This is a genomic window from Deltaproteobacteria bacterium, assembly GCA_011773515.1.
In the GTDB taxonomy this organism is placed as follows: domain Bacteria; phylum Desulfobacterota; class Deferrimicrobia; order J040; family J040; genus WVXK01.
Genome location: WVXK01000076.1, coordinates 1 through 10,398, shown reverse-complemented (window position 1 = coordinate 10,398; position 10,398 = coordinate 1). Strand labels below are relative to the sequence as shown.

Annotated in this window: 12 protein-coding genes; 5 read left to right on the top strand and 7 right to left on the bottom strand. The window is 58.4% G+C overall.

Annotated features, from left to right (window positions below):
* Positions 1 to 231: 231 nt before the first annotated feature.
* A complete protein-coding gene (locus tag GTN70_08865) occupies positions 232 to 438 on the bottom strand; it encodes a hypothetical protein (GenBank protein NIO17094.1) in 207 nt (68 codons plus the stop codon).
* Positions 439 to 654: 216 nt separating this feature from the next.
* Between GTN70_08865 and GTN70_08860 the strand changes: the two genes are divergently transcribed.
* Both GTN70_08860 and GTN70_08855 read left to right on the top strand, forming a co-directional pair.
* Positions 655 to 1,224: an OsmC family peroxiredoxin gene (locus tag GTN70_08860; protein ID NIO17093.1), complete on the top strand. Its 570-nt coding sequence runs from the start codon at positions 655 to 657 to the stop codon at positions 1,222 to 1,224.
* 189 nt (positions 1,225 to 1,413) lie between these two features.
* Entirely contained in the window at positions 1,414 to 2,655 is a 1,242-nt protein-coding gene (locus tag GTN70_08855; protein ID NIO17092.1) for a c-type cytochrome, read from the top strand.
* Between the two features lie 152 nt (positions 2,656 to 2,807).
* Here GTN70_08855 and GTN70_08850 read toward each other — a convergent pair whose 3' ends face one another.
* A complete protein-coding gene (locus GTN70_08850; protein ID NIO17091.1) occupies positions 2,808 to 3,215 on the bottom strand; it encodes a hypothetical protein in 408 nt (135 codons plus the stop codon).
* A 247-nt stretch (positions 3,216 to 3,462) separates the two neighbouring features.
* Between GTN70_08850 and GTN70_08845 the strand changes: the two genes are divergently transcribed.
* Complete coding sequence (locus GTN70_08845; protein NIO17090.1) at positions 3,463 to 4,653, top strand: hypothetical protein; 1,191 nt, start codon at positions 3,463 to 3,465, stop codon at positions 4,651 to 4,653.
* Between the two features lie 124 nt (positions 4,654 to 4,777).
* Positions 4,778 to 5,263 (top strand): hypothetical protein, encoded by a 486-nt coding sequence (locus tag GTN70_08840; GenBank protein ID NIO17089.1) that lies wholly within the window; start codon positions 4,778 to 4,780, stop codon positions 5,261 to 5,263.
* 92 nt (positions 5,264 to 5,355) lie between these two features.
* Here the strand turns inward: GTN70_08840 and GTN70_08835 are convergent, their stop codons facing one another.
* From GTN70_08835 to GTN70_08820, 4 genes are all read right to left on the bottom strand, one after another.
* A complete protein-coding gene (locus GTN70_08835) occupies positions 5,356 to 5,994 on the bottom strand; it encodes a methyltransferase domain-containing protein (GenBank protein ID NIO17088.1) in 639 nt (212 codons plus the stop codon).
* Positions 5,995 to 6,108: 114 nt separating this feature from the next.
* Complete coding sequence (locus tag GTN70_08830) at positions 6,109 to 6,804, bottom strand: OmpA family protein (protein NIO17087.1); 696 nt, start codon at positions 6,802 to 6,804, stop codon at positions 6,109 to 6,111.
* Between the two features lie 151 nt (positions 6,805 to 6,955).
* Positions 6,956 to 7,225 (bottom strand): hypothetical protein, encoded by a 270-nt coding sequence (locus tag GTN70_08825; protein NIO17086.1) that lies wholly within the window; start codon positions 7,223 to 7,225, stop codon positions 6,956 to 6,958.
* The gene (locus GTN70_08820; protein ID NIO17085.1) at positions 7,218 to 7,823 is read right to left on the bottom strand and encodes a response regulator; all 606 of its coding nucleotides are present in this window, start codon (positions 7,821 to 7,823) and stop codon (positions 7,218 to 7,220) included. Before GTN70_08820 ends, GTN70_08825 begins: the two co-directional genes overlap by 8 nt.
* Positions 7,824 to 8,138: 315 nt before the next feature.
* On the opposite strand from GTN70_08820, the gene GTN70_08815 reads away from it, so the two are divergent.
* Complete coding sequence (locus GTN70_08815; GenBank protein ID NIO17084.1) at positions 8,139 to 9,278, top strand: trypsin-like serine protease; 1,140 nt, start codon at positions 8,139 to 8,141, stop codon at positions 9,276 to 9,278.
* 259 nt (positions 9,279 to 9,537) lie between these two features.
* Here GTN70_08815 and GTN70_08810 read toward each other — a convergent pair whose 3' ends face one another.
* On the bottom strand, positions 9,538 to 10,383 hold the full coding sequence (locus GTN70_08810) for a 4Fe-4S dicluster domain-containing protein (GenBank protein NIO17083.1): 846 nt from the start codon (positions 10,381 to 10,383) through the stop codon (positions 9,538 to 9,540).
* Between the last annotated feature and the right edge of the window lie 15 nt (positions 10,384 to 10,398).

The following is a 10,398-nucleotide window of genomic DNA, read 5'->3' as shown; positions in this document are numbered from 1 at the left end:
GGCTCTGGCGGTCGGAACGGCGCTCACGTAGCGCATGGTTTTCACGGAAAGACGGTCAAACAACCAGAAACGTATTTTTGCGGGAAGCATGGTACCTCCTTTTCTGCCGGGTTACCCTTTCGGGTCTGCTCCTTACCCTCTTTCTCTTTGAAAAAACCCGAATTTTTTTATTTTAGATGAAAGGGGAGGGAGTGAGTTTCATAAGTTATTGGAATTTATAATTAAAACGTTTTAACCGCCATTAAACGGCTGTTTGAAAAGAGGGATCCATTTTTTCCTCACCCTGCCCTTTAGCCGGGTTTTTCCGGAAAAAGCCGGTAATTTCTCCGGCCACGGCATCCCGGATCCATGCCTTCCGATGGAACGATATCCCCTTGATTCAGGGCCTTTCTTGCATATAGAATATTTTATGGGGTTTTTTCCATATTTTTTCATCATTTAGGGGCCTGGGGAGAAGATTCCCCATCTCATGCGGTGTTGTCTTTCCCTTAACCTGACCGATGGGTTGCATGAACGAAAAAAGGGATACGTGACAGGGCGTTTGCAAATCTGCAAGCGGTCAGCGGGGCAATAAAATGAAGTGCCCTGATTATGAAACGGAATGTGGCAAACAGAAGTGGCTTTGCATGTAACGCCAAAGGAGGAGGAGAAACCATGAAAGAGGACGCCGGAGTAGACATTATCAACGGTGTCGATGTCAGCAAACTCAATGAAACTGTCAAGGCGATAGGAGATACACCTTCGCTCGCGGACTTCAGGTTTCGGATCGTAAACACGTGGCAGGGGGGCGGCCTGAACCAGACAACCGTGAAGGCCTCTTATGGAGCCGGAAAGGAGTTTCCAGACCGGGACGGGAAGTTCACGATGCAAGCCGACGAACCGCCCATACTGCTGAGCGGGGACAAAGCCGCGAATCCCGTGGAGCATCTCCTTCACGCACTGGCTGCCTGTGTTACCACGTCGATGGTCTACCATGCCGCGGCGAGAGGGATCCCTCTGGAATCCGTCGAGTCGAGCTTGGAAGGCGATCTCGACCTGCACGGTTTTCTGGGCCTGGACCCGGAGGTACGCAAGGGCTTTAAGAGCATAACGGTAAAGGTGCGCGTAACCGGCAGCCTGAGCGACGAGCAAAAGCAGGAAGTGGTGGGGTTAGGAGCCCAGTTCTCGCCCGTCTTCGACATGGTGACTAACTCTGTTCCCGTGACGGTAACGCTGTCTACCTGAGTTGCCGACGAAGAGAACCGGAAAACGGGATCGTTCCCGGGGAGCGCCCTTGCGGCTTCTTCGGTGATCAGGATAAGATTGCCCATGAGAGAAGGGCCGGGAACGCAGGCAGCACGGGGTTTCCCTCCAGGGAGATTGTCGTCGACGGCAGCGAAGCGCCGATCCTGGAAAACGACGGGGCCGGGTGAAATGTCATACGATACGTCCACAGCCGTGAAGGGAAGGGTTATCGTCCCATGCCTGCTCCTTGCCTCCCTCACCTTCCCGTTCAGCAGCGCCCTGGCCGGTGACGCAACCATTCACCCCGACAGGGACCGGGCGGCCCTTGCCCGCATCCAGAAGGTGCCCCTGGGGCTTCCCGCGGTTCCATATCCCGAGGACAACCCCCCATCGGAACTGAAAATCAGGGTCGGGCGAAAGCTTTTCTACGACCGCCGCCTCTCCCACGACAACACCATATCCTGCGCCATGTGCCACGTCCCCGAGCAGGGATTCACCGTCAACGAGACAACAACGGCCGTGGGGGCGCAGGGAAAAACCTTACGCCGCAACGCACCCACCCTGCTCAACGTGGCCTTCGCCGGATCCCTCTTCCACGACGGGAGAGAGACGACCCTGGAAACCCAGGTGATCTCCCCGCTCCTCGCACCCGACGAGATGGCGATTCCCTCGATCGGCTTTCTCGTCGAAAAAATCAGGCGCCTCGACGACTACGAAAAACTCTTTCAGCTCGCCTTCGACCGCGGCGTGAGCATCGAGGGAGTAGGCGCGGCCATTGCCTCGTACGAGAGAACCCTCGTTGCGGCCAACTCCCCCTTCGACCGCTGGCACTACGGGAACGAACCCGACGCCCTCACACCGGAGCAGAAGGAGGGGTTCTATCTTTTCGTGGACAAGGCAAAGTGCCTGAACTGCCACGTAATCAACGAGGATTTCGCCCTCTTCACGGACAACGGCTTTCACGATACCGGCGTGGGCTGGAAGAGGAGCATGGAGAAAGCTGCTCCCGGGCGGACGGTGCGTGTCGAGCTCGCCCCGGGCGTCTTTACCTCCATCAGCCGGGAGGCTATCGAAAGCGCCGGCATCCCCGAACAGGACGACCGGGGACGCTACGAGGTAACCCTCGACCCTTCCGACCGGTGGAGGTTCAAAACGCCGACGCTGAGAAATATCGCCCTCACCGCTCCCTACATGCACGATGGCTCCCTCTCCACGCTGCGCGATGTCGTGATATTTTACGACCGGGGCGGGTTTCCCCATGAAAACCTCGACCCCGTGATACAGCCGCTTCACCTGACAGACGATGAAATCGACGCGCTCGTGGCCTTCCTTCGGAGTTTGACGGGAGACAACATCCGGGAGCTCGTTGAGGACGCACGGAGCGCAAGGATCGGCAACCCCGAAAATCCCCCTGCGGAAATATCGGATTAATAAGGGTAAGGGCCCGTTTCCTGGCAGAGTGTGTCAAGAGCAGAAGGGAGGGCTTGACCCCCTTTTCCGGGAGGAAAAAAAACGTGAGACCGGAAACGGAAATCACGCGGGGCCAAGCCCTTCTTCCTGACACACCGTGGGAAGGAGGTTGTTTACTCTTTGAAAAAGCCCTTTCCGATCCCCACGTCGAACTTCTTGCACCAGATGACGACGCTGTCGTAAGCGTCCGTGTCAACGTCCCCGGGGATGGGAAACCGCACGTCTCCCTTGAACTGCTTCAGGATTCCCAGTTCGATCCCGGACGTGTGATCGGCGTCTTTTGTCAGGTAGACCCAGCCGTCGGGGACCCTGTCTACCTTGATTCCCGTAAGATCCAGGTATGCCTTCCCCTGGTCATCGTGGGAGATGGCTGCTTTTCCCGACGCATTGTGCCCCTGGAAACCGGAGAGAGACGCCGTCTTCGCACTCTTCACCTCCCCCAGCGCCGTGTGGGAAAGGGAAAGTGCGGTGGCAAGTACCAAAGCTGCAAGCAGGTAGAGCGAACTCTTTGTGTTTTTCATATTGAATCCTCCGTTCTGTTTTCTATCAGTCGGCTGCCAGGGGAAAAAATTACAGGAAAATCACCGGCTGGGCGCAGCCTCCCGGGGGGCGGGAGGCAAGCCCACCCGATCTCGTTTTCCCGCCCGGGTTTTTGACCCCACGGAAAACTCTTCGATTCCGGCACTCTTACCCGGAAAAAAAATTTGTTCAAATCGAAAACGTAATGTTATATAAAATTTCTGCAGAAGGAAGTTTTCCGGGATACCCATGAATACAAACGAATCATCAGAAAAGCGATCAATTGCCGGGGATTGCCGGCACAGCCGTAAAAGGTATCCTGCACGGCAGATAGGTCTTGATGCCGCCGAATATTTTCGGAGAAGGAAACCCTTTGAAGTTTTTCAGAAAGCGGTGTGCAACCTGATCGTTTTGCTCCTCCTCGTCACAACGGCAGACGGCGTTCGGGCCGCCCAGATCGGTTCGCCAAAAGAGGCGCAGAAAGATTGCGCCGTTCCCATCCCCCTGAGAACCAAGCGGCCGGGAGCCGGCGGTGAGCCGACAAAGGTTCACGTTGGATTCGTTGCAATCGATCTTACCGATATCGACGATGCAACTCAGACATTCAACGTAGATTTTCACATCCTCATCAGATGGGTAGATCCGCGCCTGTCAGCCGAAATGCTGGGACATTCACTCGAAGGCTGCAGGATCGGATTGCACGATATATGGAATCCGGAATTTCGAATGGTCAACAAGCGGGAGGCGATAAAGCATTTCGAAGACACGGTCTCGGTTGATCCCGCGGGTACTGTAACCTACCGGCAGAGAGTTTTGGGGAGATTCTCCGCCCGCCTCAACCTGAGAGATTTTCCCCGGGACACACAGGAACTCTCCGTTCAAATAGCATCAACTCTCGATCCCGGAGAGGTCGTGTTCGTACCAGATACAAAGCTCACGGGGAAGCTGCAGGACTTCTCCATCTCGGGGTGGGAGGTCGGCCCCGGCGAGCCGGAAACAGGCATCATCGACGTGCCCCTGATAGAAAGGAAATTTCCCTCCTATACATATCGCTTTCATGCCACGCGCCACGTGGGGTACTACCTGTGGACGATCATATTTCCGCTCGGCCTGATCGTTTTCATGGGATGGACCGTGTTCTGGATCGACCCCGTCCATCTCGGACCCCAGCTGGGTACGGCGACTGCGGCAATATTCACGCTCATCGCCTTCAGATTGGCGATAGGACGCCTCCTGCCGGCCGTGGAGTACCTCACCCGGTTGGACAAGTTCATCGTGGGAAGCTCCGTTTTGATGTTCGCTGCCCTGGGAGAGGCAATTTTAACCTGTTCCCTGGCAGCGAGGGGTAACCACCTCCTCTCGACCAGGATAGACCGCTGGGCACGCCCGATCTATGTCCTGACATTCACCGCCGTGGTCGTATACAGCTTTTTCATCTAAGGCAGATCCGATAGCCCCGGGGCGGGAATTTCCCTCTCACCGGCGGACCGTTTTTTGCAGAACCTCCGTGGAGGCCGGGCTCATCTAATCTCCGTGCGTCAACAAAGGGAAAGGAGGGTTCTTCGTGGAATACTGTGCGCTCGGGAAGAAACCGAAAAACGACGACGGCTACTTCGAGGAGATGGCGGGCGCGGTTTTCCGGTCCGGGTTCAGCAGGAAGGTTATCGAAAGCAAATGGGAGGCCTTCCGGGAAGCCTTCGCCGGCTTTTCGATCGAGAAAGTCGCCCGGTTCGGAGAGCCGGATCTCGACCGGCTGCTGAAAAACGAAAAGATCGTCAGAAATTACCGGAAAATAGATGCAACGGTGAGCAATGCCCGCGAGATACGGGCCATCCAGGGTGAACACGGTTCCTTCGAAAAATACCTCCGGGAGCTCTCCCGCGAAGGTGAAGATAAGCTCGTAAAAACCCTGTCGAAGCGGTTTGCCCACCTGGGAAGCCAGACGGCCCTCTTTTTCCTGCGGTCCGTGGGTTACGACATGCCCGAAATGACCCGGAAATGGGAGAAGGACCACGCATCGAAAGTGAAAGGGACCAGGGGCCGTTCCTGATACCCCCGCCTGTCCGGCAGCAAAAAAGTTGTTTCATCCCCCCGGGGGCCGGAACCGGCGGCGAGTTATTCCTTTGCCGCCTTACGCCCTCATTACGCCGCGATGCTGAACTTTTTCCCGACCCCCACGACCCAGCGCCGCACGGGGTAGACTTTTATGTCTATGAGGCCCCCTTCGTAAAAGAGTTCGGTGAGCTCATCCACACTGAACGGTCCGTGCGCCATCTTTCCATGGGGCATCCTGATATCCCGGAAATCAGCCACGACGATCGAACCGCCCGGCCTGGCCACCCGTATCATCTCGGCGAGGGCCTCCTGCGGCCTCGACAGTTCGTGGAAGAGCCCGCTCGAGACGGCGAGGTCACAGGTCTCCTTTTCCAGGCCGGTCGACGAGGCCTCCGCCTTCACGATGCGGATTTTGCTTGCAAGCCCCATCCTCCCGGCCCTCCTGTCGAGTATCGCGAGCATCTCGTCTGAGAGGTCCACGCAGATAACCTTTCCCTCCGGCAGTATCTTCGCGATCTTCAGGCTGAAGTAACCCGACCCCGCCCCGAGGTCCAGGACGGTCTCGCTCCCCGTTGGGATGAGCGCTGCGATTTCACTCAGGTAGGAGGAGTCGAGGTCGCCGAGAAAGAGGACTTCAGCCAAACGCCGCAGGGGGCTGCAGAGGACCCGGCCGCCTACTTTTGCCCGCAGGCCGCGCCAGTCAGTCCCTGGCCCCGGAAAAGACATGTGTTGGCCCTCCCGAAAGCGATGGGTATCCGGTGATGGACTCCCTTCCCGTGAAAATCACGGAGCAATCACATCGTACCTAACCCGTGGTGCCCGGCCTCTCCCTGCGCGTCCCTACCCGCTTCCCTGGATTATGGGCCTGATCACGATGTTCACCCGCCGGTTCATGGCGTCGACGGAATACGCGGGCCTTAACTCCCCGAACCCGATTGCCTGTATCCTGCGCCGATCCACGTTCATCCCGACGAGGGCATCCTCGACGGCAAAGGCGCGCCTCTCGGAGAGCTGTTGATTGTAATCCTCCGTGCCCGTCGAGTCCGTGTGCCCCTCCACGGTGATGGTCGTCTCCGGGTACCGGTTCAACACACCGGCCACCCTCCCCAGCTCATCATACCCACCCGGCTTGATCTCGGAGGAATCGAAGTCAAAGAGTATCTCGGATTTGAAGGTGGCCGTCAATACGTCCATCGTCCTCTGTTCGCCCGCCGCTTCAGACGCGGCTATCGCCTCCTGCGTCCTTTGAATGCTCACGGCCTCGGATTCCGCAAGCGCCTCGCGCAGCTCCCGCTCCTGCCTGTCCATGTAGGCCCCGATCTGGTTGCCGGCGATCCCGCCGACGACGGCACCGATGCCCGCACCTATGAGGGTGCTTCCCGTATCTCCCCCGATTGCCTGCCCGAGAACGGCGCCGACTCCGGCGCCGACCCCGGCACCGACCGCGGTGCCCTTCTCCTGTTTCGTTGCCGTCGCGCATGCAATAAGCGTAAGTGCAAGGAAAACGGTCATGATTGGAGAGACTAACCTTTTCATCATTCTCACCCCCATTTTTTCTCGAGCTGCCTGAAACACCCTATTTGACGTAGAAGTTTGAACAAAGATTCAACCCGAAAAAAGAGTATCAGAAGTTTCACGGGACGGAAAGGGAAAGGGTGATGGCACAGCGGAAAAGAAAATGTCAGCTTCAGATCCCTCCCGGGGCACCCTTCGAGAGGAGCCGGCGCGGGAGCCGTTTATAGAGGCAATAAAAAGGGCCGGCGTCGAAGGCGGGTTCGACCGAGAGGGGCTCCCCCTCTTCGGCTATCTCGGCCCTGAGCTCCCGGTCCAGCTGCCTCTGGAAAAAGGAGGAGAGGAGCAGGTAGCAGGTGAGGAAGGTGACGAGGAATGATACGGTGAAGATAACCGCGTACCACAGGGTGAGCCTCAGCGCCAGCGATCCCCCCAACTTACGCATCTTCTCTGAGGACATACCCCGCTCCCCGTATGGTGTGGATCAGTTTATTCGTAAATCCCCGGTCGATCTTGTCACGCAGCCTGCTGATGCGAACCTCCACCACGTTCGTCTGCGGGTCGAAATTATAGTCCCACACGTGCTCCATGATCATGGTTTTGGAAACGACGACCCCTGCGTTGCGCATGAGATACGAAAGGAGGGCAAACTCACGGGGCTGGAGGTCGATCCGCTCCCCTGCCCGCGTGACCTCGCGGGAAAGGAGGTTCATGGAAAGATCGCCCACGGTGAGGCTGGTGGGCTCCGCCGCCCCGCTTGCCCTGCGCATGATCGCCCGCACCCGGTCTGCGAGAGACCTCCGCGCACTCAGGATAATCACGGGCGTGTTCACGTTTTCCCGGCGAAGCTCCTCGATGAGCGCCGTGCCATCTTTTTTCGGCAACATGATATCCACGATCGCCGCATCGTAGGGCTCGGTGAGAGCCATGTCGAGGCCCTGCTCCCCATCCGTCACGTGGTCCACCGCAAAGCCCGCCTCTTTCAGCCCCTTCTTGATGAAGGAGGCAATCTTCAGATCGTCCTCGACCAGCAGTATCCGCATTTGCCACAGACTCCATCGCGCTTTTATACCTTCCGCCCTTCGCGGAAGAAACCCGATTTGTCATAGCACAGGAAGGTAACCGGAAAATTACCGCAATATTACCGTTTTGTAATGTAAGAAGCGGGCAGGGCCCGATACGGTCAGAAGGAGCCGGTCCCGCGCCGGCCATCGAGCAGGCGTATCAGCGGGGGCGCCCGCGAGAGAGCAGGCAGGGGATTCCTTGACCGTTTGCTTTTTTAAATAGCACAATTGCCCGTATAATACAGGGAGGCACCGGTTTTAGGTCCCAAAACAGGAAAATTGTAGGAATGAGATATGAAAAACGCTAAGAACTTCAGGCCCTTTGACGCCCGGCCCGAAAGGTTCGGCTTCCGCACCCTCCTTTTGATCCTCCTGGCCCTCCTTGTGCTCTGGCTGTTCTTGCAGCGGTCGGAAAGGCCGAAGCTCGACCCCGACGCAAAACCCCGCGTCGTCGCCGCACGGGGGAATCTTGCGGAGGACGAGAAAAACACCATCGACATTTTCCAGAACGTGGCGGACTCCGTCGTATTCATAACCAGCGTCGAGTTCAGGCAGAGCTGGTTCACCCTGAACGTCTACCAGATACCGAAGGGGACGGGCTCGGGGTTCGTGTGGGACAAAGAGGGACGAATCGTTACGAACTACCACGTCATCGAGGACGCAAACCGCATCGAGATAACCCTCTCCGACCAGTCCGTGTGGAAGGCCAGCCTCGTCGGCGCCTCCTCCGACAAGGACCTGGCCGTCCTGGCGATATCCGCACCTCCCGAGAAGCTGAAGCCCATACCCCTGGGCGATTCGGACAACCTCCTGGTGGGCCAGAAAGTCTACGCCATCGGCAACCCCTTCGGCCTCGACCACACGATGACATCGGGGATCGTGAGCGCCCTGGGAAGGGAGATCGAATCGGTTACGGGGAGGAAGATAGACGGCGTGATCCAAACGGACGCGGCGATAAACCCGGGCAACTCCGGAGGGCCCCTCCTGGACAGCGCCGGGAGGCTCATCGGGGTCAACACCGCCATATACAGCCCGTCGGGGGCGAGCGCGGGGATCGGCTTCGCCGTGCCCGTGGAGGATGTGAACCGCATCATCCCGGAAATCATCCGCTACGGGAGGGTCATCAGGCCCGGGATCGGCGTCTCCATCGCCCACGAGAGCCTGGCCCGCAGGCTCGGCATCAGGGGGATTCTGATCATCGACGTCCTGCCGGGCAGCAGCGCCGAGGCCGCCGGCCTCCGGGGGACACGCAGGAGCGGGGCCGACATCATCCTGGGCGACATCGTGATCAAGTTCAACGGCAAGGAGGTCAAGACCCCCGACGAGCTGCTCAACGAATTCGAAGACCGCCACGTGGGGGACGTGGTGACCCTGGGGATCCTGCGGGAGGGGGAGGAGATAGCCATCGAGGTGAAGCTGGAGGAGGTGGGGTGAGTGGCTCATATGGAATGCGGAGTGGGGAATAAAAACGGTTTGCAGTTAACGGTTTCCGGTTAAACCAGAAACGAGAAACCAGAAACGAGAAACGAGAAACTGGTTTCTCGGGACCCGGAATCCGGGACTACCAATTACTTTCTTCACAGTCTACAGTTCATGGTAATCCGGAATGCTGATTGCGGAATGAGAACCGCAAACCGCGGGGAGCAGAGAGGCCGGCGGGATAATTATTCCGGCAAGCGGCGCTCCGCCCGTTTCACCAGAGGTTGGCGGCAGCCTGCACGCTTCCCCGTTCGGACAGGGTAATGGCATCCCTGACGCACGCGGCCCGGCATATGCCGCACCCGTAGCAGCGGCGGGGATCGATATCCACTTTTTCCCGGGCTGCGCTGTACCCCACGGCACCGAACTGGCACGCCGTCATGCAGGAGCGGCACCCGTTGCAGAGATCGGGGTCGACCCCGGCCACGTGCTCGGCCCGGAACATGACGGGAACCTCGTGCTGAAGCTGGGCCTGCATGGCAAAGCAGTCCGTCCGGTCGCAGTTGCAGATCCCCCCGATGAAGGGGGTGCCGAAGGTCCACACCGTGTGGCACATGCCCTCACGCTCGTGGTCGCGAAACAACGCGAGCGCCTCCTCCTTGCTGAGCCTCTCCAGTCCCGCCGTGTCGGGCCCGGTCAGGTGGGGGGGCTGAAGGTCCCGCACCAGCTCTTCGAACGCCCCCATGTCGGGAGCCATGCTCACCCCGTAGCAGTACCTCGCCTCGGTCCTGATCCCTACGTGGCGGCAGATGCAGGCGATGCGAACGATGGAGCCCACGAAATTAAAGATGCGCTCCACGTCCTCTATCGGCACCACCTGGCCGAAGTGGTCCCTCCTCATCTGTCTCGACACGTGCCACGATACGGCACGCCTGACGAAACGGGGCGCGGAGTCGAGTCTCCTCATCCTCTCCATCTCCGCCTCGAGGGAGTCGGTATTGCTAAAAAAATCGGTGATGAGCTTCCGCCGCCTGAGGTCGCTCAGAAGATCCTCGGAGTAGTTCTTCGCCCGCAGGTACCACTTCTCACCTTCACCATGCTTGTGGCAGAAATCGCACATGTGGCCCTCCTTTCT

Bases quoted from the DNA above. Each gene is read 5' to 3' on its own strand.
- GTN70_08865 (NIO17094.1), bottom strand. From the start codon at position 438: ATGATGAAAAAATATGGAAAAAACCCCATAAAATATTCTATATGCAAG.
- GTN70_08860 (NIO17093.1), top strand. From the start codon at position 655: ATGAAAGAGGACGCCGGAGTAGACATTATCAACGGTGTCGATGTCAGC.
- GTN70_08855 (NIO17092.1), top strand. From the start codon at position 1,414: ATGTCATACGATACGTCCACAGCCGTGAAGGGAAGGGTTATCGTCCCA.
- GTN70_08850 (NIO17091.1), bottom strand. From the start codon at position 3,215: ATGAAAAACACAAAGAGTTCGCTCTACCTGCTTGCAGCTTTGGTACTT.
- GTN70_08845 (NIO17090.1), top strand. From the start codon at position 3,463: ATGAATACAAACGAATCATCAGAAAAGCGATCAATTGCCGGGGATTGC.
- GTN70_08835 (NIO17088.1), bottom strand. From the start codon at position 5,994: ATGTCTTTTCCGGGGCCAGGGACTGACTGGCGCGGCCTGCGGGCAAAA.
- GTN70_08830 (NIO17087.1), bottom strand. From the start codon at position 6,804: ATGAAAAGGTTAGTCTCTCCAATCATGACCGTTTTCCTTGCACTTACG.
- GTN70_08825 (NIO17086.1), bottom strand. From the start codon at position 7,225: ATGCGTAAGTTGGGGGGATCGCTGGCGCTGAGGCTCACCCTGTGGTAC.
- GTN70_08820 (NIO17085.1), bottom strand. From the start codon at position 7,823: ATGCGGATACTGCTGGTCGAGGACGATCTGAAGATTGCCTCCTTCATC.
- GTN70_08815 (NIO17084.1), top strand. From the start codon at position 8,139: ATGAAAAACGCTAAGAACTTCAGGCCCTTTGACGCCCGGCCCGAAAGG.
- GTN70_08810 (NIO17083.1), bottom strand. From the start codon at position 10,383: ATGTGCGATTTCTGCCACAAGCATGGTGAAGGTGAGAAGTGGTACCTG.